Annotated in this window: 24 protein-coding genes; 2 read left to right on the plus strand and 22 right to left on the minus strand. The window is 64.0% G+C overall.

The window, feature by feature from the left end; translation table 11 throughout:
- Positions 1–8: 8 nt before the first annotated feature.
- The 3 genes from NKK51_RS16965 to flhA are packed head-to-tail and all read right to left on the minus strand — an operon-like array spanning position 9 to position 3,231.
- Complete coding sequence (locus NKK51_RS16965; protein ID WP_352554028.1) at positions 9–392, minus strand: hypothetical protein; 384 nt, start codon at positions 390–392, stop codon at positions 9–11.
- Positions 393–394: 2 nt separating this feature from the next.
- Positions 395–1,147, minus strand: coding sequence for a flagellar biosynthetic protein FliR (gene fliR / locus NKK51_RS16970; protein WP_127290444.1), 753 nt, complete (start codon positions 1,145–1,147; stop codon positions 395–397).
- Entirely contained in the window at positions 1,144–3,231 is a 2,088-nt protein-coding gene (flhA, locus tag NKK51_RS16975; protein WP_352441891.1) for a flagellar biosynthesis protein FlhA, read from the minus strand. Before flhA ends, fliR begins: the two co-directional genes overlap by 4 nt.
- Before the next feature lie 145 nt (positions 3,232–3,376).
- On the opposite strand from flhA, the gene NKK51_RS16980 reads away from it, so the two are divergent.
- Together NKK51_RS16980 and NKK51_RS16985 are read left to right on the plus strand one after the other, a co-directional pair.
- The gene (locus NKK51_RS16980; RefSeq protein WP_128303094.1) at positions 3,377–3,676 is read left to right on the plus strand and encodes a putative quinol monooxygenase; all 300 of its coding nucleotides are present in this window, start codon (positions 3,377–3,379) and stop codon (positions 3,674–3,676) included.
- A 134-nt stretch (positions 3,677–3,810) separates the two neighbouring features.
- On the plus strand, positions 3,811–5,592 hold the full coding sequence (locus NKK51_RS16985) for a chloride channel protein (protein WP_128303093.1): 1,782 nt from the start codon (positions 3,811–3,813) through the stop codon (positions 5,590–5,592).
- 49 nt (positions 5,593–5,641) lie between these two features.
- Here the strand turns inward: NKK51_RS16985 and NKK51_RS16990 are convergent, their stop codons facing one another.
- The 19 genes from NKK51_RS16990 to NKK51_RS17080 all read right to left on the minus strand — a co-directional run bounded on the left by NKK51_RS16990 (position 5,642) and on the right by NKK51_RS17080 (position 24,540).
- Positions 5,642–7,285: an MFS transporter gene (locus tag NKK51_RS16990; protein WP_128303092.1), complete on the minus strand. Its 1,644-nt coding sequence runs from the start codon at positions 7,283–7,285 to the stop codon at positions 5,642–5,644.
- Between the two features lie 229 nt (positions 7,286–7,514).
- On the minus strand, positions 7,515–7,781 hold the full coding sequence (fliQ, locus tag NKK51_RS16995) for a flagellar biosynthesis protein FliQ (RefSeq protein WP_023810020.1): 267 nt from the start codon (positions 7,779–7,781) through the stop codon (positions 7,515–7,517).
- Between the two features lie 24 nt (positions 7,782–7,805).
- On the minus strand, positions 7,806–8,213 hold the full coding sequence (gene flgD, locus NKK51_RS17000) for a flagellar hook assembly protein FlgD (RefSeq protein ID WP_013529774.1): 408 nt from the start codon (positions 8,211–8,213) through the stop codon (positions 7,806–7,808).
- Positions 8,213–8,656 carry a flagellar biosynthesis repressor FlbT gene (flbT, locus tag NKK51_RS17005; protein WP_023810019.1) on the minus strand — a complete coding sequence of 148 codons (444 nt, stop codon included), beginning with the start codon at positions 8,654–8,656 and terminating at the stop codon, positions 8,213–8,215. The genes flgD and flbT overlap by 1 nt, the downstream gene beginning before the upstream one ends.
- Positions 8,653–9,000 (minus strand): flagellar biosynthesis regulator FlaF, encoded by a 348-nt coding sequence (flaF, locus tag NKK51_RS17010; protein ID WP_352554029.1) that lies wholly within the window; start codon positions 8,998–9,000, stop codon positions 8,653–8,655. The genes flbT and flaF overlap by 4 nt, the downstream gene beginning before the upstream one ends.
- Before the next feature lie 31 nt (positions 9,001–9,031).
- Positions 9,032–10,075, minus strand: coding sequence for a flagellar hook-associated family protein (locus tag NKK51_RS17015; RefSeq protein WP_023810017.1), 1,044 nt, complete (start codon positions 10,073–10,075; stop codon positions 9,032–9,034).
- A gap of 4 nt (positions 10,076–10,079) precedes the next feature.
- The gene (gene flgK / locus NKK51_RS17020; RefSeq protein ID WP_352554030.1) at positions 10,080–11,534 is read right to left on the minus strand and encodes a flagellar hook-associated protein FlgK; all 1,455 of its coding nucleotides are present in this window, start codon (positions 11,532–11,534) and stop codon (positions 10,080–10,082) included.
- Positions 11,535–11,561: 27 nt separating this feature from the next.
- A complete protein-coding gene (locus NKK51_RS17025) occupies positions 11,562–12,818 on the minus strand; it encodes a flagellar hook protein FlgE (RefSeq protein ID WP_023810015.1) in 1,257 nt (418 codons plus the stop codon).
- Between the two features lie 79 nt (positions 12,819–12,897).
- Entirely contained in the window at positions 12,898–13,566 is a 669-nt protein-coding gene (locus tag NKK51_RS17030; RefSeq protein ID WP_013529780.1) for a response regulator transcription factor, read from the minus strand.
- Between the two features lie 222 nt (positions 13,567–13,788).
- Positions 13,789–14,376 (minus strand): transglycosylase SLT domain-containing protein, encoded by a 588-nt coding sequence (locus NKK51_RS17035; RefSeq protein ID WP_050592657.1) that lies wholly within the window; start codon positions 14,374–14,376, stop codon positions 13,789–13,791.
- On the minus strand, positions 14,306–15,412 hold the full coding sequence (fliK, locus tag NKK51_RS17040; RefSeq protein ID WP_352554031.1) for a flagellar hook-length control protein FliK: 1,107 nt from the start codon (positions 15,410–15,412) through the stop codon (positions 14,306–14,308). The genes NKK51_RS17035 and fliK overlap by 71 nt, the downstream gene beginning before the upstream one ends.
- Before the next feature lie 272 nt (positions 15,413–15,684).
- Complete coding sequence (locus NKK51_RS17045; RefSeq protein WP_352554032.1) at positions 15,685–17,064, minus strand: MotC family chemotaxis protein; 1,380 nt, start codon at positions 17,062–17,064, stop codon at positions 15,685–15,687.
- Entirely contained in the window at positions 17,061–18,395 is a 1,335-nt protein-coding gene (locus NKK51_RS17050; RefSeq protein ID WP_352554033.1) for a MotB family protein, read from the minus strand. Before NKK51_RS17050 ends, NKK51_RS17045 begins: the two co-directional genes overlap by 4 nt.
- Positions 18,392–19,018 (minus strand): hypothetical protein, encoded by a 627-nt coding sequence (locus tag NKK51_RS17055; RefSeq protein ID WP_023810011.1) that lies wholly within the window; start codon positions 19,016–19,018, stop codon positions 18,392–18,394. The genes NKK51_RS17050 and NKK51_RS17055 overlap by 4 nt, the downstream gene beginning before the upstream one ends.
- A 3-nt stretch (positions 19,019–19,021) precedes the next feature.
- The gene (gene fliF / locus NKK51_RS17060) at positions 19,022–20,668 is read right to left on the minus strand and encodes a flagellar basal-body MS-ring/collar protein FliF (RefSeq protein ID WP_023810010.1); all 1,647 of its coding nucleotides are present in this window, start codon (positions 20,666–20,668) and stop codon (positions 19,022–19,024) included.
- Between the two features lie 132 nt (positions 20,669–20,800).
- Complete coding sequence (locus NKK51_RS17065; RefSeq protein ID WP_127290416.1) at positions 20,801–21,865, minus strand: flagellin N-terminal helical domain-containing protein; 1,065 nt, start codon at positions 21,863–21,865, stop codon at positions 20,801–20,803.
- A 268-nt stretch (positions 21,866–22,133) separates the two neighbouring features.
- Positions 22,134–23,120 (minus strand): flagellin N-terminal helical domain-containing protein, encoded by a 987-nt coding sequence (locus tag NKK51_RS17070; protein ID WP_027038247.1) that lies wholly within the window; start codon positions 23,118–23,120, stop codon positions 22,134–22,136.
- A 197-nt stretch (positions 23,121–23,317) separates the two neighbouring features.
- A complete protein-coding gene (fliP, locus tag NKK51_RS17075) occupies positions 23,318–24,049 on the minus strand; it encodes a flagellar type III secretion system pore protein FliP (protein WP_128304917.1) in 732 nt (243 codons plus the stop codon).
- Positions 24,046–24,540, minus strand: coding sequence for a flagellar basal body-associated FliL family protein (locus NKK51_RS17080; RefSeq protein ID WP_352554034.1), 495 nt, complete (start codon positions 24,538–24,540; stop codon positions 24,046–24,048). The genes fliP and NKK51_RS17080 overlap by 4 nt, the downstream gene beginning before the upstream one ends.
- Between the last annotated feature and the right edge of the window lie 14 nt (positions 24,541–24,554).

Raw genomic sequence — 24,554 nt, forward strand, 5'->3', positions numbered from 1 at the left:
TCTCCCAGCTACTCCTGCGTCCGCTTCTGCGCGATGATATCGAGCCGCTCGCGGTCGGAGCGTTCGCGTTCGTCGCGGTTGCGTACGTCCTTGTAGGCGCGCTCGACCATGTTGGTGCGGGCGGTCGCCGCGGCGATGAGGCTGGCTTCCTGCCTGGCGCTCGCCAGGTTCGCCTCCTGGCGCACCACCGCCTGGGCAATGCGGCGATGGTAGAGATCGGGAAACAGGGCGGAGAGCGAATCGGCCTGGTCGAAATGGCCGACCAGTTCCTTGGCCTCGGCCTCGGCGGCACTGGCCGCCGCAAGGAAGGTGGCGTGGCGGGTTTCGTGCAGCGCCTTCAGCTGTTCCTGCACCTTGACCAGCTTCTTGAGGCGGTCCTTGCGCGTGCTCATTTCTACCTCGCCAATGTCAGGTCGACGAAGCCGTCGACGAACAGCGACAGCATGGTGCCGACGGCGAAATAGAAGATGATCATGCCGCCGGCGATGATGAAGGGCTGGGAGATGAAATAGATGGGGATCTGCGGGGTCAGCTTGTTGACGAAGCCGATCGTCAGATTGACGAGAATGGCATAGGCGACGAACGGGCTGCCGAGGCGGATGACCAGGAAGAACGTGTCCGAGACCGTGTCGGTGACATCGACAAGGGCTGCCTGCGGGTTGAAGAAGATGTTGACCGGCGCGACCGTGTAGGAGGAAACCAGCGCGCGTATTATCTCGTGGTCGAAATCGAAGACGAACAGCATCAACAGCGCCGAGAACGAGATGATCGCGGCAAGGGCTGCCTGGGGTTCGGGCTCCTCGATCGCCGGTCCGCCGCTGCCGCCATAGCCCACCAGCATGGCGATGGCCGAGCCCATGAAGCGCAGGGCTTCCATGTAGAGCCTGGTCATGGCGCCGATCAGGCCGCCGACCAGAAGTTCCGAGATGATCATCGGCACCAGGATCTGGGGGCGCGGGTCGACGAAAGGGAAGATCTTGTCCCACAGGAAGGCGAGCAGGCCGCCGGTGGCGGCGACCGCCACGAACAGCCTGACCTGGACCGGGACGCGGGCGCTGGACAGGCCCGGCATCAGCATGAAGCAGGCGCCAATGCGGCAGAAGGCGAGGAACGCCGCGATGACGACGCCTTGCGAAAGCACGCTCACGATATGGTTCCGAGCACCTTGATCTCGACGCCCTTGGCGATTTCGACGTGGCTGAGCACAGGCAGCGTGGTGAACAGCCGTTCGATGATCATGCGCACATAGGGGCGGGCGTCGGGCGCGGTGACGAGGACGAAACGTTCGCCGGCTTCCAGATATTTCTTGATCGCCTTGGTGGCGTCCTGGCCGAACTCCTCGAGCTGGCGCGGGTCGATGTCGAATTCGCGCACCTCGCCCTTGGCGTCGCGTTTGAGGCTCTGGTGGAAGGCGAGGTCCCAGCGGTTGCCGAGGCGAAGCACCTTCAGCACGCCGCCCTCGGAGAGGTCGCCGCAGATCTGCTGGGCCATGCGGATGCGGACATGCTCGACGATCTGCTCGGTGCGGCGCACATGTGGCGCGATCTCGGCGATCGCCTCGATGATCAGGTGCAGGTTGCGGATCGAGACGCGCTCGGCCAGCAGCAGCTTCAGCACCGCCTGCAGGCCGGGATAGGAGATGTGCGTGGTGCAGATCTCGTCGGCGAGCTTGCGGTACTCCTGGTCCTGGCGTTCGAGCAAGGCCTTCATGTCCTTGTAGGACAGAAGCTGCGGCAGGTTGTTGCGGATGACTTCGGAGAGGTGGGTGAGCAGCACCGACATGTTGTCGGCGAAGGTGTAGTTCTCGCGCTTCAGATCCTCGGCAAAGGCTTCGACGACGGAATAGGCGCGCATGCCGAAGGCCGGCTCACGGATTTCCTCGCCCGGTATCTCGGGGACGTCGCGATTGCCGAGCAGCACCATGATCTCGCCGACACGCATCTGATACTCGGCCACCACGGTGCCGTGCACCTTGATCTGGTAGCTCTTCGGCGGGATGGCGAAATCGTCGGCGACACGCACTTCCGGCACCACGAAGCCGTACTGGGTGGCGAATTTCTTGCGCATCTTGCCCATGCGAAAAACCAGTTCCTGATGCGACGTCAGCAGTCTTGTCGACAGCTGCTTGCCTATCAAAAGCTCGATCTCGGCGGTGGCGAGCGAGGCCTTGACCGAGTTCTTCTCCTCCTCGACCTTAGTCGCCTTTTCCTGGTCCTTGATCGCCTCGGCTTCGGCGACGGCGCGGTTGGCGCGCATCGGGATGACGTAGCCGAGGCCGGCCATGCCGGCGGCCAGCGCAAAGAACGGGAACAGCGGCAGGCCGGGCATCAGGCCGAGCAGCACCAGCAGCGATGCCGCGACATAGAGGGCGCGCGGGTGGGCGCCGAGCTGGCCGAACACCGCCTGGTTGGTCGAGCCGCGCGTGCCGCCCTTGGAGACGAGCAGGCCGGCGGCGAGCGACACGATCAGGGCCGGGATCTGGGTGACGAGGCCGTCGCCGACCGACAGCTTGATGAACACGTCGGCGGCTTCGCCCATGCCCATACCGTGCCTGATGTAGCCGATGGCGATGCCGCCGACGATGTTGATGGCGGTGATGATGAGGCCGGCGATGGCATCGCCGCGCACGAACTTCGAGGCGCCGTCCATCGAGCCGAAGAAAGAAGATTCTTCTTCCAGTTCACGGCGGCGCAGCTGCGCTGTCTTGTCGTCGATCATGCCGGCCGACAGGTCGGCGTCGATCGACATCTGCTTGCCTGGGATGGCGTCGAGGGTGAAGCGGGCGCCGACTTCGGCGATACGGGTGGCGCCCTTGGTGATGACGATGAAGTTCACCACGATCAGGATCATGAAGACGATCAGGCCGATGACGAAGTCGCTGGCCATCACCAGCTTGGAGAAGCCGGCGATGACATAGCCGGCGGCATGCGTGCCCTCATTGCCATGCGACAGGATCATGCGCGTGGTGGCGATGTTGAGCGACAGCCGCAGCATGGTGGCGATGAGCAGCACGGTCGGGAACGACGAGAAATCGAGCGGCCGCTGGATCCACAGCGCCACCATCAGGATCAGCACCGAAAGTGCGATCGAGAAGGCGAGGCCGATGTCGATGAGAAAGGCCGGAATCGGCAGGAACAGCACGGCCAGGATGATGACGATGCCGATGGCGAAGAAGACGTCGCGGCCGTTCTTGGCCACCGCGCCGGGCTGAATGCTTTCGCTGATCGCCATATCGTCCTCAAACCCCATAGACTGCCGAGCGCGCGACAGCCCTGTGAGGGTAGCCCGCCAAGCTTGCGCGAGGGTGGGAGACTGGCTAGTTCGAACGATCATGCGCAGGTCGCCGGTCGGCCGGCTCGCAAAGAAGGGAAAACCCATGCTTCTGATCATCGGCACCATCCGCTTGCCGCCTAACAAATTGGAGGAAGCCAGGCCCGCTATGGAACGCATGGTTTCCGGCAGCCGCGCCGAGCCCGGCTGTCTCGAATATTCCTATGCGCAGGATGTTTTCGATGCCGGGCTCATCCGGGTCACGGAAGTCTGGAGCGACAGGACAGCGCTCGATGCGCATTTCCGCTCGGCGCACATTGCGGACTGGCGTGCGAGCTGGCCGGCGCTTGGCATAGGCGAGCGCAACCTCGTGCTCTATGAAGCCGGCGTGCCTATGCCGACCTGAACGGTCCATCGGCCGATCGATATCGCGCCCGCTGTCGCCAATGTGGTGTCTGTCGGCATTGTGGTTGCCATGCCGTGCCGCCGGGCGTATCAGGCTGGCTTTCCACTGCCTTTCGATATCGGCGAGCCGCCCCGGTGCTTTCCAGAAACCACAGCGAAGTCTACGCCCGCCGGCTGCGCGCGGTGCTGATCAGGTCGTTGCCTCTGCTTGAGGCACGCGGCATCGTGGTCGTCATTCTCGCCGGTGTCGTAGGCGTGATGGCTGGCATATTGGTCACGGCGATGAGCCAGATCGTGCAGGACCTGCACGGGCTGCTGTTCGGCGTTCAGCCAGGCGGCCGGCTTTCCGGCATGTTCTCGCTCGCCAATCCGATGCAGGCGCTGATACCGGCGATCGGCGGCATGCTGCTGGGGCTGACGGTGGTCTGGCTCAGGATACGGAAATTCCGCACGCCGATCGACCCGATCGAAGCCAATGCGCTCTATGGCGGGCGCATGTCGCTGACCGACACCTTCATCATCGCCGGCCAGACGATGATCTCCAGCGGTTTTGGCGCCTCGGTCGGGCTGGAAGCCGGCTATACGCAGGTTGGCTCCGGGCTGGCATCGCGGCTGGCGGGCATCTTCAGGCTGCGCCGCAACGATGTCCGCATCCTGGTCGGCTGTGGTGCGGCCGGCGCCATCGCCGCCGCCTTCGATGCACCGCTGACCGGCGCCTTCTACGGCTTCGAATTGGTCATCGGCATCTACTCTGTCGCCAATGTCGCGCCGGTCTTGACAGCCGCGATCTGCGCCTCGCTGACCGCCGAAATGTTCGGCGGCGTGCCGTTTCCGCTCGAGCTTTCGGGCCTGCCGGCGCTCACCGCCAGCCAGTATGTGCCGTTCCTGCTGCTCGGCCTGCTCGGCGGTGCCGCCTCGATCGCCATCATGCATCTGGTGACGTTAATCGAACGTGGTTTTGCCAGACTGTCGATCGATGCGGCGCTGCGCCCCGTCATCGGTGGCGTCATCGTCGGGCTGCTGGGTCTTATCACCCCGCAAGTGCTGTCCAGCGGCCATGGCGCGCTGCATCGCGAATTCTCGATGAATTACGGGCTGGCCGTGGTGGCCAGCGTCTTCGTGCTCAAGCTGACGGCGTCGGCGGTGTCGCTGGGGTCGGGTTTTCGCGGCGGATTGTTCTTCGCCTCGCTATTCCTCGGCGCGCTGCTCGGCAAGGCATTCGCGGATGTGATGATCGTCGTCTCGCCGGCAACCGGCATCGACCCTGCTGTTGCCGCCGTCGTCGGCATGACGTCGCTCGCCGTCGGTGTCGTCGGCGGTCCGCTGACGATGACCTTCCTGGCGCTGGAATCGACCCGCGACCTGACGCTGACCGGCGTCGTGCTGGCCGCCTCGATCATGTCGGCGATCCTGGTGCGCGAGACCTTCGGCTATTCGTTCTCGACATGGCGCTTCCATTTGCGCGGCGAGACCATCCGCAGCGCCCACGATGTCGGCTGGATGCGCAGCCTCACAGTCGGCTCGATGATGCGTAAGGACATCAAGACCATCTATGCCTCGACGACCCTGGCAGCCTTCCGCAAGCAAGTGCCGCTCGGCTCTGCCCAGCGGGTCATCGCCGTCGACGTGGGCGACCACTATGTCGGCGTGCTGATCGTGGCCGAACTGCACAGCGATCCTTCCGATGGCGAGGTGCCGGTGCGCGATCTTGCCAAATACAAGGACGCGGTGCTGGTGCCGAGCATGAACGTGCAGGCCGCCGCGGAAACATTCCAGCGCGCCGGCGCCGAAGAACTCGCTGTCGTCGAGGATTTCACCGACCACATCGTGCTGGGCCTGTTGACCGAAGGCCATCTGATGCGGCGCTATGCCGAGGAACTCGACAAGGCGCGCCGGGACCTGTCGGGCGAGGGGTGACGGGAGGGCCAAGCGGGGTGCCTGCGACAGGGGGCGCGGTTGCGGAGCCCTAATGCTCGATAGGTCCCTTGGCCATCACAAGCGCTGTGCCCGCAGTGGTCGGGCGTTCGATCATGCGTCGCACGCGCGGCGGTTCGTCGCCGCTGTGCAGGGCCCGCACGCGTTCGCCGATGACAGCGTCGGCATGGGTGATGCGTCCATTGTGCCTGATATATTCGATCCAGGTCGGCGTGTGATAATGCTCGATCCATACGGTGGGATTCTCGAGATCGCGCGCCAGTGTCCAGTTGCGGGCGCCGTCACGACGGCGGATGCGGCCGCGTTCGGCCATGATGGCGAGGAACTCCGGTTCGTCCTCGTGCCGGATCACATACTCGATCATGATGGCGATGGGACCACTGCGCGGCTTCAGGTCAAGCGCAAGGTGCGGTTCCTTGAAGCGATTGAGCGGGTCGAGGTTGAGCACCTGCTGTTGCGGCAGCGGGAGCAAAAGACCGATGGCGCCGCCGGCCAGCATGGCGACGCTGGCTGCGATCAGCGCGGTTTCGGCGCCGTGCGCATCGGCGACGACACCCCAGATCCAGCTGCCGAGCGCGATGCCGCCGAAAGTCGCGGTCTGGTAGACCGACAGCACCCGGCCGACTACCCAGCGCGGCGTCGCCATCTGCACCGTGACGTTGAAATGCGAAAGCGCGATCACCCAGCAGGCGCCGCCGACAAGCAGGCCGAGCGACGTCTGCCAGGCATGCTGGCTGACGGCGGCATTGAAGGCGCAGACGGCGAAGCCGGCGAAGGCACAGCGCACCATCGTCTCGCTGGAGAGCAGCTGCCGCAGCCTGACGCTGATCAAGGCGCCGCCGACCGCGCCGATGCCGAAGGCGCCGAGCATGATGCCATAGGTCAGCGCATCGCCCTTGACGACATCGCGCGCCACCAGAGGCAGCAACGCAAGCACAGCGCCTGCACTGAAGCCGAACGCAGCTCCCCTGACCAGCACCTTGCCGATGTTGGGCGACATGGCGACATAGCGCAGGCCGGCGCCCATGGCGGCCCCCAGCGACTCGCGCGGCAAGGTCGACATGGGCACGTCCGGCTTCCAGCGCGCCAGCACGACGATCAGGCCGATATAGCTCACCGCGTTCGCCGCGAAGGCGGCCGCCGCACCGGCCGCGGCGACAATGATGCCGCCGATCGCCGGACCGACGCTGCGCGTCAGGTTAAAGCCCATCGAATTGAGGGCGACGGCCGCCGGCACCTTGTTGCGGGGTACGATATCGCCGACGGAGGCTTGCCATGACGGGCTGTTGAGCGCGGTGCCGCTGTCGATCAGGAAGGTGAAGGCAAGCAGCGTCCATGGCGTGATCAGGCCGGAATAAGTGAACACGGTCAGGAGCACCGACACCACCAGCATGAAGGTCTGGGCGACCAGCATCACCTTGCGCCGGTCGAAACTGTCGGCGATGGCGCCGGCGACGAGTGCAAACAGCATGATCGGCAAGGTGGTCGAAGCCTGGACCAGGGCCACCTGATAGGGCGAGGTGGCGATCGTGGTCATCATCCAGGCGGCGCCGACACCCTGGATCAGGCCACCGAAATTCGAGACGAGACTTGCGCCCCACACGGCGCGGAAAATGCCATGACGGAAGGGCGCCAGCGCCGAGACGCTCTCGCTGTCCGGCTTTTCGTCAATCATTTGGGTTCCTGCCATGTCGTGCCTGCTCGTCAGACAATCCGTTTGCGCAGACCGTTTGCCGAAAGTAGGGCATGGCGCCGCAAAGGGCAAAAAAGCTCATGGTCCAACAATGGGATAGAGGCGGTCCAGGCCTTGCCTGCAGTGGGTCCGGAGGTGCCGCTGGGATCAGCGGCGTCTGTCTTCAGACAGGGTGAACGGCATGTCGCGGGCACACCTTCCTGGAACAGGTTCAGAACCCGTTCTGGATGCGCTCGAAGATGACGTTGGTGAAGGCCGATATCTGGCTGCCGATGAAGGGGCCGGTCAACGCCACCACCAGCATGATGGCGACGATCTTCGGCACGAAGGTCAAGGTGATCTCCTGCACCTGCGTGAGCGCCTGGATGAGGGCGATGCCGATGCCGACCGCCATGGCGACCAGCACCACCGGAGCGGACGCGACGAGCACCGTCCACACCGCGTACTGGACGATGTCGAGAGCGTCGGCCTCATTCATGGGACTGGCTCTCTGCCGAAAGCGTCAGCTTGCTGCCTTGACAGAGACTCCCGGGCCGACCGCGACTTCGGTGCCGTTCTGCAGCACGGCGATGAGACCGTTGCTGGCGAGGCGCACCGAAGCCACGGTGCCCGTCGTCAGGCCGTCGGCGGAGGTGATCGAGCGCCCGATCAGTGCGTCGGCCTGCGACAGCGCCGAGGACTGCATGATCTGATTGAGCTTGGTGTTGGTCTGCACCGATTGCTCGACCTGAGAGAAGGTGGCGAGCTGGGCGACATATTGCGTCGAATCCATCGGCTTGGTTGGATCCTGGTTCTTCATCTCGGCGATCAGAAGCTTCAGGAACGACTGGTAGTCGACCGCTGTCTTCGAGGTCGACGCCGTGGCCTGATTGGCGCCGGTCGGAATCGTCGTCGTCATGTCCACGTTCATCAGTATCGTGCTCCCACAGCCAACGGGCGCTCGGCACCCGAAACATCGTCATTACCACCCAGCGCGCGGCGTTCGAGCGGATAAAGCGCGCGGATCGCCTTCAGCGCCTCGTAGATATGATCCTCGCCGACCATGCGGTCGATCTGTTTCAGCGCGCTGCAGATCTGGGTGTCCTCGAAGCTTGCCAGAAGCAGCGGCAGCGAACGGCGGAACATGTCGCGCGCGGCGGCGGCGCCCGCCGGGTTCATCAGCATGACCTGCAGGATGAAATAGAGCTGCTTGAGCGGTGTCGAGGCATCGTCGGCCTGAATCACGTGGCTTTCGAGCAGGAACTGGACGTCGTTCATCAATTCGACGGTGACCTTGCGGTCGACCCGGATGACGGCGCCGTTGATGTAGATCTTTTCGTTCGGCTTGAGCGATATCTTCAGCGTGTTGGTCATTGAATGCCGTCCCTGATGATCTGGGACACCTCGATCAACCCTTCGAAATTGTTGGTGCGGCCCTGACGGATGTCCTCCGCCTCGCGCAGCAGCCACAGGCCGATGGAAATGAGGTTGGCGCGCAGTTCCTTGGGCAGGGCGTTGTCGCTGGAGCCAAGATCCTCGACGAAGGCGGTCCAGACGCGGTTGGTGAAGTGAAGCGCCTCGATCGCCTCCATCGAATCGTGGCCGGCCGCTGCTCCCGCCGCCAGCATGTCGATCGAGCGGGTCAGAAGCTCCCGCTCGCGGTCCTTCGCGTCGGCAACGGAGTTGCTCTGGATGTCGGCGTAGGAGAATTGGTACATCGTTGGGGCTCTACCGTTCCGTTAAGCGTTGTCAGGTCAGGTAATTCAACAGGCTGAGCTGCTGCAGGCGTGCGGTCAACGCGAAAGACGTTTCGATGTGCTGTGTCAGGTCCGCGACCCGTGTCGCGGCTGCCGCCGGATCGACGGCTTCCAGATCGAGAATGTGCCGTTCGAAAAGGTCGACCTGCGTTTTCATCCGATCGTTGGCATCGGAAACCCGCTTCTGGACGATGCCGGTCTCGGATTGAAGCTGGCCAATGCCGCTCAGCGCTTCGCCAACCAATGTGGTCGAGCGGCTGACAACCGTATTCTTCGCCGCCTGGCTGATGTTGCTGGACATCAGGCTGCTGACCATGGCTGCCGCCATGGCGAGTTTCTGAATGCCATCGCTGTTGGCGCTGGTCGAAGTCGGTGTGGTTTCGTTGAGTGCGATGCGGCTGACGATCTGCTGGTCGGTGGCGTTCGACCAGTTGCCTTGCCAACCCGCGCCCGTGAACTGCGGCACGACATCATTGGTGATGAAATCGTCCATCTGGGCAGCCGTGATGTTGGCCGCTGCCGGGTCGTCCTGGGTGAAACCGAAATTGGTGAGGAAAGCGGTATCGAATGCAGCCTTGGCAGGAGAGCCGGCAGCGGTGAAATCGTTGATCGGCTTGACGTCTGTGTTGGTGCCGGCAAACAGATATTCACCATTGACGCTGGTGTTGAGGATCGAGGTCAGCTGCTGGATGGTCGCCTTGCCGGAGTCCCGGGTGAGGCTGTTGGACGAGTCGCTCGAGGAAGCGGTGGTCAGGGCGGACAGGAAGGTCTGCGCGGCGGTGGAGAGCTGACCAAGCGAGGTCTGCGTCGAGGAAAGCCGGGCGCCGACCAGGCCGTTGGAATCGATGATGACGTTGAGCCGGTCAAGATCGCGCTGGAAGGTGACGGCCTGGGTGGTGCGCCCACCGAGAGCCAGGCCGACGTCAGCGACCCGGCCCGTCGAGGATTCTTTGGTGGCTTTGACGAGTTCGGCCTGCATGCGCATCTGCTGGGAGCGCATGGCATTGGAGATTGCGGCCGAGGAGACTGAAGTCATGGAATTATCCCACCGCGTTGAGCAAGGCCGTCAACATGTCGTCGACGGTTTTCATCATCCGGGCTGATGCCTGGTAGGTGTGTTCGAGGTCGAGCAGCAGCGACATTTCCTGGTCGACATTGACCCCGGTCGCGTTGGACAGCGCCTCGGCGCTGCGCGATGCCAGTGCTTCCTTGGCGTCGGAGGCGGTCGAAGCCTGCTGGCGCACGCTCTCGAACCAACCGATCGAACTGGCGGCGTAGTCGGATACGCTGGAGGTTGCCGAAACGCCGGCGGCGGGGTCGAAAGTCATCGGCTGGTCGAGCCGGTCGCCATAGGCAACCAGAAGGGTGGAATAGGACGCGCCGCCGCCCGTGTTGGCGACATAGGCAGCACCGTTGGCGCCGCCGTCGCGCAGCAGCGTCGGGTTGCCGCCGGTGCTCGGGTCCATCGCTGCATTGACGCTGATGGACGCGGCAAGGCCGGTGACCAGCGTGCCGGCGGCCGGCACGGCCGGCGCTCCCGACCAGGTGAACAGGCCGGCGGCATTGGCCATCGAGGGTGCGGTCTCGGCAAAAGCGGTGATCAGGCCACGCGCGGTCTCATCGAGCTGGCTCTGCATGGTCGAGGCGACGCCGTCGCGCAATTGCAGCAGGCCGGCAAGCGTGCCGCTGGCGCTGGTGTTGCCGCCGGCTCCCGCCGAGATCGGCACGTTGTCGATGTAAACGGCATTGCCGGCGGCACCCGCGGTATAGCCTGCCGACGCCGCGAAGGTGACCGTGCGCGGTATCGTCTCGAACAAAGTCGTGCCGTCACCGGTGGTGATGACCATGTCATTGTCGCCTCGCGTGAAGGTCGACACCGGGACATAGTTCGAAATCTTCTTCAAAAGCGCGTCGCGCTGGTCGAGCGCATCGGAAACGTCGGTGCCGGAACGGGTTCCGGACATGACCGCCGTGTTGGCATCCTGGAATTGGCCGAGCAGCGAGTTCAGGTCATCGACGGCCGTGGCGATCTGGCCGTCGGTCTGGGTGCGGAAATCCTGGACTGCCTTGGAGCCCTCATTGAGCGAGCGCACGACCTGCTTGGCGGCGTCGATGACCGAGGCGCCGAGGTTCTGGTTCGACGGCGAGGTGGCGTAGAGCTGCAGCACCTGCTGCAGGTTGGCGATCGCGGTCGAGGGCGAGGACGCATTGTCGACGCCATTGACCGCAACGCCCAGCTGATCCATGCCGCTGTAGAGCGCGTTCTGCCCGCTCCAGGCCGACAGCGCGCCGAGATTCTGGCGAAACAAAAGCTCGTTGGCTGCGCGCTGGATATCGACCGAACGCGCGCCCGGCGCCGTGCTGGTGACGACGGCCTGACGGCGTGAATAGTCCGGGTTGGGGGCGTCGGCCACGTTGCGCGAGACAACGCTGGTCTGTCGCGCGGTGTTCATAAGCGCCGACTGGGCGATACTCAATGCGGTAGACAGTGACATGCGGGTCTTTCGCGGGCGACGCCCGTCTTATCTCTTCAGGTTGACAAGGACGTCCATCAGATCGGAACCGGTCTGGAAGACTTTCGAATTGGCGGTGTAGCTGCGCTGTGCCGCGATCATGTTGGTCAGTTCTTCGGCGATGTCGACGTTGGAATTCTCGAGCGCGCCGGAGATGATGGAGCCGAGCTTGCCTTCATTGGCAAAGCCGACACGAACCGCGCCGGACTCGGTGCCCTGCGAATAGACGTTGCCAGGCAGCGCCTTGAGCTGATCCGGGCTCTGTACGTCAGCCAGCGGGATCTTGTAGAGCGGCTTGGTGGAGCCGTCCTTGTACTGCGCGTAGATGGTGCCGTCCTTGCTGATCTGGACCTTGTCGATAGTGCTCGGCGCGTTGCCGTTGACCTGGGCGTCGGAAACCGTGAAGCCGGCGCCAAGCTGGGTCAGCGCAGACAGATCGAGCGAAAAGGCGGCGCCGTTGGGCACGGTGAGGGAGACGCTGTCGACGGCGCCGGTGAGCTTGCCAGTGGTGGCGTCGAACGTCAGGTTGGCCGAGCCCAGCGCGCCACCGGTATAGGGGAATGCTGTCCCGGCCGTGGCCTGAGACTGATCGAAGACCGAGACCTGCCAGGTGCCGGCGCCGGTGTTGGTGAAATAGACGTCGAGCAGCTTCTTGTTGCCGAGATTGTCGTAGGCAACCATGGAGGATTTTGAGGTGTACTGCGCGCCGACAGCATTGGTGGTGGGCAGATTGCCGGCGGCGATCGGGGTCGCGCCGGCCGGCAGGTTGCCGGCATAGCTGCCCTCAGTGCTCGGTGTTGCAGTCATTCCCTGGTCTGAGATGACAACCGGGACCAACCCCTCGAAGCCATTGACCGTCGCTGCCGGTACGCCGTTGTCGTAGCTGTACGCCATCAACTGGAAGCCGGCCGAGTTGACCAGTCTGCCTTGACCGTCGGGAACGAAAGCGCCGGCCCGGGTCAGGTAGGGGGTGCCGCTCGGATCCTGAACGACAAAGAAGCCATCGCCGCTGACGGCAAGGTCGGAAACCGAGGTCGTGTATTGAAGCACACCCGGATCGCTGACCGCCTGGCGGATCGTCGTGGTGACGCCACCGGAATTGTAGGCACCGCCGGTCGACGGCATGACCAGCGTCGAGAATTCGGCGGAGGAGCGCTTGTAGCCGGTGGTGTCGGAATTGGCGATGTTGTCGGCGACCGTCGATAGGCGGTTTGCCTGGGCGTTCATGCCGGAGACGCCGGTCCGCATCATTCCGTAGAGGCTCATCGAAACGTCTCCGCTGTGTCCATGCTGCTGGCTACGAGGCTACGCATGTTTTCTTGCGCGAGGCTGGCGCGGCGCTGCATCAGAAGACGAGCCGGTAGCCGAGGAAACGCTTGGAATCGATCGGGTCGGTGCCCAGCTTCTCGCGCAGCTTCTTGCGCAGTTTGCTGATGTGGCTTTCCACCACGTTCTCCTCGACCTCTTCGTCGAAGATGCCGTAGATGGCATTGAAAACCTGGGTCTTGGTGACACGGCGCCCCCGATTGCTCGCCAGATATTCGAGGATGCGGCGCTCGCGGCGCGGCAGGGGGAGGGGCTGACCGTCGATCTCGGGGTCGCGGCCGTCCATGAAGATGCGCATGGCGCCGATCTCGGTGTAGGCGACGTCTTCCTGGGCGCGGCGGCGGATGGCGGTGATGCGGGCCAGAATCTCGCGGATATGGACGGGCTTGCGAATGACGTCGTCGACGCCGCTCTCGAACAACCGCAGCGTGTTCTCCAGCGAATGCTGTTCGCTGAGCGCAATGACCGGAGCGCCGGTGCGGTCGCGGATCTGGCGGGGAGAGATGGAACCTTCGCGGCAGTCGCCGATGAGGAAGGCCCGGACCGAGCGCAGATCGGTGTCCGCGGCCGAGTTCACCCACTCACCGAATTCGCCGGACGCAAAGCCTGCACAGGCGATGCCCTCACGATCGAAAAGTGAATTGTATCCCTCTGTTACGAGCTCGCGCTCGTCAACGATCACAATCATCGGCCCCGCCTTCCGAATCAAATCATTTGCCCCGTGAAGAGAGGCGTATCCGCTGGCGGGAATCCTGAACAACCGTCATTTCTTGTAGCTAGTTTCTTGGGAGTCTGGAATCGTACCGGTTGCATTAGCGGGCGGCCAGATGTGCTTTCGGCGGCAAGGTATGATCAAGTCAAACCAACAATTCGGGTTGTACGGTTGGTCTATTAGTAACGGGAAATGCGCTTACGGGTTGCAGAAGCCGCGGGCGTTCGCGGTCCATTTTCCAAAGCCGGTGGCGACCATGTTGGCAATGACGCGGCAGACATAGATCTTCTGCGCCGGGTCGTTGTCGGGACCGGCATGATAGCGGGCAACGGCCATCGACCAGGTCTCGTGACGGGCATGAAGGCTGGCCAGGAAGCGCGCCGCATAGTCGACGTTCTGGCGTGGGTCGAGCATGTCCTCGACGCTGCGAAAATGCGATGCGTGATAGTGGTGATTGATCTGCATGCAGCCCAGATCGATCAGGGTCTTGCCCTCGCGCCGGGCATTGGCGAAGGCGGCAAGGGCCTCGGTCCGGCTCCTCGGAAAGACTGCTTTTCCTTCTATATTCAAGGCATTGGGTTGAAGGCTGCCCTTGTTTCCGGTCTCCGTCAGGCCAACGGCATAGAGGATGCCGGCGGGCACGCCATAACGATCGGCGGCGCGCAGGATCTCCGGCTCGCAGGGGTTGGCCGCGGCTGCGGCGGCGTTTGCCGCGCTAGATAAAGATATCGCCGCCAGCGCGCTCGCGAGCAGGCGAAGTGCCGCGGCCGTAGTCCTGCGCGTCATCGTTGCGTTTCCCTGAGGATTGCTGGCCCGGTTGCTGGCCGCCGGCTCCACCATTGCCGCTGCCCGAATTCCCCGGTTGAAAGGATGCTGGATCGCGGCCTGTCGCCCCCGCCATAGGAGCGGTTGCATCCGTCCGGGTTGTAGCGGGAGCTGCTACCGAAGGTTGCAGTATCGTGACCTTGTCAACCTCAAAGCCGAGCCCCCGCAGTGACTTGACGATGGCCTCGCTGTCGGCCGACAGCCGACGATAAGCGTCATGCGTTTCAGGCTTCAGCTCAATCGAAAGTTGTTCCCCGGAGAGGCGAAGATTGGCCGTCACCATGCCGAGTTCGGCGGGGTGGAGTTCGATCTTCAACACATGTGTCGGAACGGCAACAGAGCTGGCCAGATGGGTGGTCGTGGGTGAGGCTGAAAGCGCCTTTTGCGGCCCGGCGTCGGCGGCTATGGCGTTGATCACATTGAGGGCTGCCTGGCTGATGGGACTTTGCGGCGGTGCGGGGAAACTCCGTTCCGACACCACGTTGATGCGCGCAGTGGACAGGGACTGTTTTCCCGCTTCTGGACGCATCGAGGACTGGACATCCTCGATGCTCTTCATCGCATTCGCGGTGTGCTTCGACCGCACGCCGGGCACATCGGCGGCCGGTGCGTCCGACAGCTTCTGGGCCGCCGCTGCGGCGTCGCGTTTTGGCGCGCTGGAGGCAGCGCTCGGCGACTGACCGTCAAACGCCGTCAAAGGTCCGTCGACGATCGACGCCTGCTCCGGCTTCGACATGGTTTCGAGTGCTTCGCGTCCGCCCGCGGCTTTTGGCCGGTAGGTCTTTGGCAGTGAAGCCTGCCCATCGAGCGCCGGGTCCGACGGATTCTCGCCGGTGGCCGTATTGCCCCCGGCTGCCTTGGCCGTTGTCGCGAAATGCCGCAGGTCATGAAACGCAATCAGCAGCGGCAGGTCGTCCTGAAGCGGCCCGGCATCCGGCGCCGTATCTTCAGCGTCGGCCTTCGCGTTTTCTTCCAAATCGTCCTTGCCGGTTTTCACGTTTGCCACTTTGGCCGAGATGGTCCTTCCGGGCTCGGCCGATGCTGGTTCGGCCCTGGCGTCATGCCCGGCAAGGCCGGCAGCGAGCTTGCTCCAGCGCTGGTCGCGCGATCCCGCCTCTGTCGAAGGCTGCCGTTCCGGGCGGGCAGCACCGGCATCGTCGCGCAGCATCTCGCCGAAGCCGGCGTCATCGTTCCTGCCGTTCGCGGCCGGCTGCTCCGACGTCGCGCGCGTGGAGGCAAATCCTGGCAAGGCCGAGCCGAGGCTGGTGGTCATTTTGGGGCGGCTCCAAGCATCTGGTCGATCAGGTCGAGCTGTCGACGTGTTCTGGTCATGGCGGCGTCGGTCGGATCGGCGGGCTCTGGACCGGCTGCGGGTGACGGTGCCGACGCTGGCATGACAGTCGCAGGGTCGGCGGATGCCGCTGCTGCCATGTCCGGCGCATTGGCGGCTGGTCCGCCGGAGGCCGCGGTGACGGCGGGTTGCTCCGAGATGGCGCCTTCGACCGGCGGCAGGCCACTGTCATCGGCGCCTTGCGCCGTGGCGATCTCGGGCACCGGCTGCGCCGCGGCGGCAGGAACTGGGGCAGGCTTTTCCGCCGGAAGGGCGGTGGGCGGCGCGACGACCTCGCCGGCAATGGCCTGCGCGGCGTCGAGCAAAGCGCGGTCGCCCTCCGACAGCCGGCTGCGGTCGATCTTGCCGAGCTTGGCGCGAACGTCCTCGATTGTACCCGAGGTGACGGTGGAAAGGCTGGCATAGAGCAGGGCGCGTGGATCGTCCTGATTGGTGTTGCCGTCGCGGCCCTGTTCCGCCCGCGCCGAAGCGAAGGCCGACAAGTCGTTCAGGCCGTCTATCGCGGCCCGGCGGGCGATGCGCAGATAGATCACCTTCTCGCGCTCGGGATCCATCATCGAGGTGATGTCGCCCAGCTTGTCCTGGCTGATCGACATGTGCAGCGCGATGACGCCGGAGACGAAGGAGTCGGCGAACTGGCTGGCATAGGGCGAATAGAGATAGCGCTCGACATATTGGGTGGAAGCAAGGGCGAAGCGTGCCGCGTCGCCTTGCGCGACTGCAAGGCCAACCGAACGGCGAAGTGCCGCTTCCTCGACCAGCGTGCCGGGGCTGAGCAATCTTGCCTCGTCGAGCAGACGGAGTGCGGTCGCCGGTTGATCGCCGGCAAGCAGTGAGCCTTTGACCAGGGCGAGGAAGGCGCCGAGATCCGGAGGCAGCGCCATGGGATCGATCGGCCTCAAGGCTTCGATAGCCTCGCCGGGCCGGCCGTTGAGGTAATCAATCACGCCTTTGGCGATGGCAAGGCTTTGCGGGTCCGTCGTAGCGCGCGACGTGGCCGCTTCGACGGTCACCGGGTTGCCGCCGCTCATGCCGTAGACAAGCAGAGCTCGAAAGTTCTTGGGATCCTTGTAGTCCTCGGCATTCGCCGCCCGCAGGCGCGCATCTGCCATCTCCAGCAGCTTGGCTTGCATCGGCAGGGCGGCATGATCGCCGGCGGCTATGCGGTCCTGGATGAGTTGCAGCGAGCGCACCAACTGATACGGCTGCAGCGTATCCTGGGCGAAACCGGTCGACGGGTGTCCGCCGGCCAGCAGCAACAGGCCAATCAACCGGCGGGTGACGGTCGCTCGCTTCATCCGCCGGTCGCCATCAGGATCTCGATGCGGCGGTTCGCGGCCGCCAATGGATCGGCTGCTATTTTCGGCTGGCGGTCGGCGAAGCCGGCGACCTCGGTGATGCGGCGTTCGTCGACGCCGCCGCGCACCAGCATGTAGTAGGCGGAATGCGCGCGCGCCGTCGACAGGCGCCAATTGTCGTAGCTGTCGCCGCGGAACGGCCGGGCGTCGGTGTGGCCGTTGATGCTGATGGTGCCCTTCTGGCTGTTGACGATGCGGCCGATCTTCTCCATCGCCAGCACCAGTTCGCGTCTCGGCAATGCCGAGCCGACCTCGAACATGCCGAAGTCGAGCTGGTCGGTGATCGAGATGACGACCCCCTTGTCGGTGGCTTCGACCGAGACGCCGTCGTGCAGCTTGTCGCCGGGCTTGAAGGCATCGGCCAGTTGCCGCTTGACGTCGGCCGCTGCCTTGACGGCAGCCGCGGTTGGCGCCTTCTCGCCGACGTCAGGCTTGGTGGCGTTTTGCGTCGCGGCTTTCGCTCCGCCCGCGACCGTGGTGCCGTCCGGTTTGGTCTCGCCGGCCATTGCCGTGGCAGGGTTCGCGGCCTGCTTGCCGGTCGCGTCCTTAGCCAGCGGCTCGAGCGGTGCCGCGACAGGCGGCACGGCTTTGACTTTGAGCACTTGCGTTTCGGCGGTCTTGTCGCCGGGCTTGGCCGGATCGCCCTCGATCTTGGTGCGCTCGGCGCTGGCCTCGGCGCCGGGCGCCGCGACCTGCTGCGACCAGAAATCCGGCTCGAAGGGATCGCGGTAGGAGGCGCCACCGGAGGCGCCGGTAGCCGGTCCGGCAGCCTGCACGCCGCCGTCGCCTTTCTGGCTGACATTCTGCATGACGCCGGTGTCGGTAGCGATTTCCGAAAGCACCGCGTAGGGGTCGGCGAAGAGATGATCGTCGGTGCGTTCCGGCTGCTGCGGCTCCTGCTTGTCCTGCTTGCGGTCCGACGCGCCCGCGCCGGCATTGCCGTTCTGTCCGGCTTTGCTGGTCGCCTCTTGCGGATCGTCTGCCGTCAGCCCCATCGCGCGCGGGCCGTCACCGAGATCCTCCAGGCCCTTGCGGCTCGAATTGCGGTCGACCAGCTTGACCGGGTTGAAGTAGCTGGCGACGGCTGCCTTGGTCTGCTCGTTGGCGGCGTTGATCAGCCACATGACCAGGAAGAAGCACATCATGGCCGTCATGAAGTCGGCGAAGGCGATCTTCCAGACGCCGCCATGGTGGGCTTCGTCATGGTCGTCATGACTGCGCCGCACGATGATGATCTCGTGGCGGCCGTGATCGGCATCGGCGACGCTCATGCCAGGACCTCCGAGAGGGTCGTCGACCATTCGGCCATGCGCGTCTCGAACACCGCCTCGTCGATGGCGACGGTCAGGTCGAAGCCTGGCGCCTCGACAAAATCGAGATTGGCGGCGCGGGGTCCGAGCGACGCCTTCAGTGTTTCGAACATCGAGAGCGGGCCGCGCACGACGATGCGCACCGCTTCGGCATCGCCAACCGCTTCGCGAACGGCGCCAGCCAACGCATCGATCGAACGTTTCTGCAGATCGTCGCTGACGATGCCGCCGATGATGCGGGCGACCGTGGCGGCGACAAGTCCGGTCACGCGCGCCTCCATCGCATCGATGCGCAACGAGACAGCCTTGCCGACATCGTCGCCGAGGCTTTCGAGAAATATCCTTGCTTCCTCGGCACTGGCCTGGCGTTCGGCTTCGAGCGCGGCGTCATGCGCAGCCGACAGGCGGACCTCCAGCGCTGCCTCCGCCTGGGCAACCGCCTCGGCGATCAGCGTGCCGATATCGGCTTGTGGCGCCGGCGTCTCGGGCTTGTGGTCGGGATCGACTGCTGCCCGGGGCTGGCCGGCGCGTTGCGCGCGCGTCCCGAAATCGGGCAGAAGGTCGAAGAGGGCTACGGAGGGCATGGTTTACACCGCCACTTCCTGGGCAGCCCATTTGCGCAGGATCTGCGCGGTGCGCTCCTCGTTGAGATCGACCATCCTGGCAAGCCTGTCCTGCGGCGCCGGCCGGATCTTCTGGCGAAGATCGTCGAGCGGCGTGGGGCCTGGGCGTGTGCCTGGCAAGGTCCCGATCGCGGCACTGTCGGTGGCCGCCATTGCCTCCGGCGTCGGCAGCGAGCGCTGGACGTCGTCGAAGCTGGGACCTGCCAGGGCCGGAGTAGCCTTTGCCGTCAGCGCCGCGGCCATCGGCCTCAGGCCGAAGAAGGCGACCAGGAACACCACGACGATGAAGGCACCGGCATTGATCATCGTGCCGGCATGCTGGCCGATAGAATCGAGCATTCCCGCCTGCGGGATCGCCTCGCCATCCAGGCCATCGATGAACTCGACCGCCGAGACGTCGATGATGTCGCCGCGCTTTTCGTCCAGGCCGGTGGCGGACGTGACCATCTTCTGGATCTCGGCGACGCGCTTGGCGATCTGCTCCGGCGTGGCGTCCTTGCCGAGGATGGCCGTCAGCCGCTGCTGATTGACGACCACGGCGATCGACATCTTGGTGACGGTGTAACCGTTGGAGACCGTGGCGATCTTCTTGGAATTGATCTCGTAGTTGGTGATCTCTTCCCTGCGGTCGTTTTGCGAGGAGGATTGCGGACCATCGGTGGCGGTTGCCTGGGTCTCGGGCAGGTTCTGCTCGACGCTGGCCGGAGTGGAAGCCTGCTTCTGGTTGTTGTTCTCGTTGGCCCGCACCGACTGCACCGAGCGTTCGACGCGGGAATTCGGATCGAAGATGGTCTCTTCCGTCTGGCGGGTGTCGGTGTTGACCTCGGCCTTGACGCTGGCGCGGAAATTGTCGGGGCCGAGATAGGCCGTCAGCGCACGGCGGATGTTGTCTCCGATCTGCGCCTCGACGGTCTGCTCGACGCCGAGCGTGCGGGCGGCGCTGGTGTTGGAAGGGTCGTCGCCCGCAGCCAGCAGATTGCCGCTGGAATCGAGAACAGTCACCTTGTCTGCCGACAGGCCGGGAACGGCGGCGGCGACGAGATGGCGGATCGACATGGCGCTCTTCTCGGCGTCGATGCCGGCGTAGCGGATGACCACGGAAGCGGAGGGCTGCTGCTCGTCGCGGCGAAAATTGGCGCGTTCGGACATGACGATGTGGACCCGCGCAGCCTTGATGCCCGATATCGACTGGATGGTGCGGGCGATCTCGCCTTCCAGCGCGCGCACGCGGGTGATCTGCTGCATGAAGGAGGTGAGGCCGAGCGAGCCGACATTGTCGAACAGTTCGTAGCCGGCATTGGCGCTGGTCGGCAGGCCCTTTTCGGCGAGCAGCATGCGGGCCTGAGCGGTGGTGCCGGCCGGCACCAGAACCGAGGTTCCATCGGCGCCGACATCGAAGCCGATACCGGCTTCGCCCAGCACCAGGCCGATCTGGTTCACGTCGGCACGGTCTAGTCCCACATAGAGCGTGTCGTAGGCGGGGCGGTTGAGATAGACCGAGGCGATGCCGATGACGCCCATCACCAGAACGGCGATGCCCGCCAGCATGGCGAGGCGCTTCACGCCAAACCCGCGGAGATTCGAGATGATGCTCTGGATCTGTTCCGGCACGGTTCAACGACTCCCAGCATGATTGTCCGCTGGAACTCTAGTCTTCGAAGCTTGTGCGAAAATGAAATCGGGCCGCGCTTGCGGCGCGGCCCGATTATCTGATGGGAAGGTGGGCGCCGGTGGCGCCCGTGATCAGCTCTTGAACAGAGACAGGATCGACTGCGAGGCGGCGTTGGCGATCGACAACGCCTGGATGCCGAGCTGCTGCTGCACCTGCAGGGCCTGGAGACGGGTCGATTCCTTGTTCATGTCGGCATCGACGAGCTGGCCGACGCCGCGGTCGATGGAGTCCATCAAGCTCTGGGTGAAGGTCTTCTGCAGGTCGATGCTGCTCTTGGCCGAGCCGAGGATGGTGGCGGAGTCGGTCAGCTGGGCCATGACCTTGTCCATCCTGGTTACCATCTGCGTGATGATGTCGTCGGTTACCCCTGGGGCCGTGATGTCGAGGTTGTAGGCGGAAATATTGTCGACCTTGGCGACCGCTCCCGCCGCCGTCTGGCCGGCTGTGTTCGCGGCGATATCCGTTCCTCCGCCCGCGATCACGCCCGCATAGGCGTTGTCGTACAGGGTCTGGGCGGCGCCCGTGGAATAGATGGAGGTTTTGCGATCGAGGGTTCCGGAATTCTTCACCTCGGCGGCGAGGCCGTAGTCGAAAAGCTTGGTGCCCTCAACATCGATGTTGATCGTTCCGATCGACACTGCGCCGGATGAGGAGCGATTGAATGAGGACACGATCTGCGAGTCGGGCTGGACGCCATCATTGGGGGCGGCAGTCTGCTTGGAGGTCACCGCCAGGAAATTCGAGCCGGAGAAGGTCGCCGCATCGGCGAACGACTTCATCTGCGTCTGAAGCGCCTTGATCTCGGTCTGGGTTTTTGCCTTGGCGGCATCCGTCTGGCCGACCATGGACAGCACCTTGGTCTTGATCTGCCCGATCGTTGTCAGCACATTGTTCATGCCGGTGTAAGCGGCGTCGACCTTCGAGGCGCCGAGGCCGAGTGCATCCTGCACGGTCGACAGGGCCGCGTTGTCGGAGCGCATCGTGGTGGCGATCGACCAGTAGGCGGCGTTGTCCGAGGCCTGCGAGACCCGGTAACCGGTCGATATGCGGGCCTGCGTCTGTTCGAGCGACTTGTTGGTGGCGCTGAGGCTTTGAAGTGCGGTTAACGCCGAAGCGTTGGTCATGATGCTCGCCAAGAAAGTCGCTCCTTCTCAAAAGCCGACATGCTCAGACATGTCGGATGGGCCAGTTCAACGGGTGGCATCGTGCCGGTCGGACCGATTCGCCAACTGTCGTAAGCTATTGGTTAACCATAACTAGCGCGGCATGGTTAACAGCCTGTTAAAAGCTGGCTTTTGAGAGTTAAGGATCGAGGGTTGCGTGGGGCTGGAGCAAAACGCAATTCGGGCCGCGCTGTTGGCGCGGCCCGAATTTTTAGTGCGAACTGTGGTTGGGCGAAGGCGATTAGCCGCGGAAGAGCGACAGGATCGACTGCGATGAACCGTTGGCGATCGACAGCGCCTGGATGCCGAGCTGCTGCTGGACCTGCAGGGCCTGGAGGCGGGTCGATTCCTTGTTCATGTCGGCATCGACGAGCTGGCCGACACCGCGATCGATGGAGTCCATCAGGTTCGAGGTGAAGGTCTTCTGCAGGTCGATACTGCTCTTGGCGGCGCCGAGCGTGGTGGCGGCGTTGGTCATGGCCTTGAGCGCGGCATCGACGACGTTCATCTGCTGCGCGATCTGGCTATCGCTGGCGGCCGTGCCACCCGAGAAGATAGTCAGTGAGGCAACCGAATAGGTGTCGGTAGCCGCTGCGGCAGCGCCCAACGTCGGTGCCGAGGCCGTGGCAACAGCAGCGCCCGTGGTGCCGAGGCGAGCCGTGTCGAGAATACCCTTGGCGGTTGGTGCCGCGCCGGCATCGTACAGCTTGATGCTTTCCACATTGACATCGATCGTCGAGATCGAAGCCGCGCCGGTCGCGTCGCGGTTGAAGGCCGAAACAATCTTCACGTCGGCCGCGGTGCCTGTCGCAGTGGACACCGAAAGCATGTTGGTGCCGGAGAAGGTGGCACCATCGGCGTAGGCCTTCAACTGGTTCTGAAGGGCGGCGATTTCGACCTGGGTCTTTTCCTTGGAGGCGTCCGTCTGGCCGTAGGACGCGACCAGCTTGGTCTTGATCTGGTTGATGGTATCGATCGCGCTACTCATGCCGGTATAGGCTGTGTCGACCTTGGAGGCGCCGAGGCCGAGAGCGTCCGAAACGGTGGACATTGCCTGGTTGTCGGAGCGCATCGTGGTGGCGATCGACCAGTAGGCGGCGTTGTCCGAAGCCTGCGAGACCTTGTAGCCGGTCGAGATGCGGGCCTGGGTGTCGGTGAGGGATTTGCTGGTGGCGTTGAGGCTCTGCAGGGCCGTCAATGCGGCGCTGTTCGTCATGATGCTGGACATGGTACTCGTACCTTGATTTTACAGGTATTTTTTACATACCGGCTCTACCGGTATGACGGTGCGGCATCATGCCCATGATCTCTCAAATCGATCACCCGCCATCTGCGAGCGAATATGCGGGCAAGTCCCTACCAAAGGGCTAAACCGGACGGTTAATCGAAAATATATTGCTGGGATTTCGAGCCGGCGCGGCAGGATCAGTTGAAGGAGCGCACCAGGCTGCCGACAAGCAGGTTCCAGCCGTCGATCAGGACGAAGAACAGGATCTTGAACGGCAGCGACACCACTGTCGGCGGCAGCATCATCATGCCCATCGCCATGGTGATCGTGGCGACGATCAGGTCGATGACCAGGAATGGCAGCACGATCAGGAAGCCGATCTCGAAACCGCGCCGGATCTCCGAGATCATGAAGGCCGGCACCAGGATGCGCAGGTCGACGGTGTCACGCGAAACGGTCTGGCCGCGCTCGCGGGCGAGGTCGGCGAAGAGGTCGAAATCCTTGTCACGCACATTGTGCAGCATGAAGGTGCGGAACGGGTCCGAAATCTTGTCGAAGGCTTCGGTCTGTGTGATCTGGTTGTCCATCAGCGGCTTGACGCCGGTGTTCCAGGCCTGATCGAAGGTCGGCGCCATGACATAGAAGGTCATGAACAGCGACAGCGAAATCAGGATGAGGTTTGCCGGTGTCGACTGCAGGCCGATGCCGGCGCGCAGGATCGAGAAGGCGATGACGAAACGGGTGAAGCTGGTCACCATGATCAGCAGGCCTGGCGCCACCGACAGAACGGTCAGCAGGCCGAACATCTGGATGATGTAGCCGACGGTGGTGCCGTCAGCCTTGCCGATGCCGCCGAGATCGAGTTGCTGGGCCGCCGCGATGGAGGTGGCGGCGGCGATCATGGCCGTGGCGAGAAGGAGTTTTCTCATTCGAGCAGCAATGTCCTGATGAGTACCTGTTTGGCGTGACCCTGGCTGCGGATCGCGGCGCGGTCTTCGAGGTCGGCCTTCAGGTGCTGGTAGCCGCTGGCGCCCTCGATCTGATGCATCTTCAACGTGCGCACCAGGGCCAGAAGGTCCTGGTGGATGTCATCCGACATTGCCTGTGGCTGCGGCGCGTCATAGACGATGGACACCTCCATCCTGATCCAGGTGCCGGCAGGCGAAGCGATGTTGGTGGTGATCGGCGCCAGCACGACAAGCATCGGGCCCAGGCCTGGCTGCTCGGCCGCGGCGGGCTGCATGATCTTGCCTTCGTTCTCAGGTGCGACCGGTACAGACGCCGGCGCATCGACGCCTTTGAGATAACCGCCGGACATCCAGCCCATGCCGATGGCGGCCGCCGTCACAACCAGCAGCATGCCGGCCTGAATGGCAAGGGAGGGACCCTTGCGCGGCTGGACCTGTTCGACATTTGCCACTGTGCTCTGTTCCC

The organism is Mesorhizobium sp. M0011 (assembly GCF_040324155.1).
GTDB lineage: Bacteria > Pseudomonadota > Alphaproteobacteria > Rhizobiales > Rhizobiaceae > Mesorhizobium.

Bases quoted from the DNA above. Each gene is read 5' to 3' on its own strand.
- NKK51_RS17035 (WP_050592657.1), bottom strand. From the start codon at position 14,376: ATGACGCGCAGGACTACGGCCGCGGCACTTCGCCTGCTCGCGAGCGCG.
- flhA (WP_352441891.1), bottom strand. From the start codon at position 3,231: ATGGCGATCAGCGAAAGCATTCAGCCCGGCGCGGTGGCCAAGAACGGC.
- NKK51_RS17055 (WP_023810011.1), bottom strand. From the start codon at position 19,018: ATGCCCTCCGTAGCCCTCTTCGACCTTCTGCCCGATTTCGGGACGCGC.
- NKK51_RS17070 (WP_027038247.1), bottom strand. From the start codon at position 23,120: ATGTCCAGCATCATGACGAACAGCGCCGCATTGACGGCCCTGCAGAGC.
- NKK51_RS17015 (WP_023810017.1), bottom strand. From the start codon at position 10,075: ATGACTTCAGTCTCCTCGGCCGCAATCTCCAATGCCATGCGCTCCCAG.
- NKK51_RS16990 (WP_128303092.1), bottom strand. From the start codon at position 7,285: ATGATTGACGAAAAGCCGGACAGCGAGAGCGTCTCGGCGCTGGCGCCC.
- fliP (WP_128304917.1), bottom strand. From the start codon at position 24,049: ATGAGAAAACTCCTTCTCGCCACGGCCATGATCGCCGCCGCCACCTCC.
- NKK51_RS17045 (WP_352554032.1), bottom strand. From the start codon at position 17,064: ATGAAGCGAGCGACCGTCACCCGCCGGTTGATTGGCCTGTTGCTGCTG.
- NKK51_RS16965 (WP_352554028.1), bottom strand. From the start codon at position 392: ATGAGCACGCGCAAGGACCGCCTCAAGAAGCTGGTCAAGGTGCAGGAA.
- flgK (WP_352554030.1), bottom strand. From the start codon at position 11,534: ATGTCACTGTCTACCGCATTGAGTATCGCCCAGTCGGCGCTTATGAAC.
- flaF (WP_352554029.1), bottom strand. From the start codon at position 9,000: ATGTACCAATTCTCCTACGCCGACATCCAGAGCAACTCCGTTGCCGAC.
- fliQ (WP_023810020.1), bottom strand. From the start codon at position 7,781: ATGAATGAGGCCGACGCTCTCGACATCGTCCAGTACGCGGTGTGGACG.
- NKK51_RS17050 (WP_352554033.1), bottom strand. From the start codon at position 18,395: ATGAGCGTCGCCGATGCCGATCACGGCCGCCACGAGATCATCATCGTG.
- NKK51_RS16980 (WP_128303094.1), top strand. From the start codon at position 3,377: ATGCTTCTGATCATCGGCACCATCCGCTTGCCGCCTAACAAATTGGAG.
- flbT (WP_023810019.1), bottom strand. From the start codon at position 8,656: ATGACCAACACGCTGAAGATATCGCTCAAGCCGAACGAAAAGATCTAC.
- NKK51_RS17030 (WP_013529780.1), bottom strand. From the start codon at position 13,566: ATGATTGTGATCGTTGACGAGCGCGAGCTCGTAACAGAGGGATACAAT.
- NKK51_RS17025 (WP_023810015.1), bottom strand. From the start codon at position 12,818: ATGAGCCTCTACGGAATGATGCGGACCGGCGTCTCCGGCATGAACGCC.
- flgD (WP_013529774.1), bottom strand. From the start codon at position 8,213: ATGAACGTGGACATGACGACGACGATTCCGACCGGCGCCAATCAGGCC.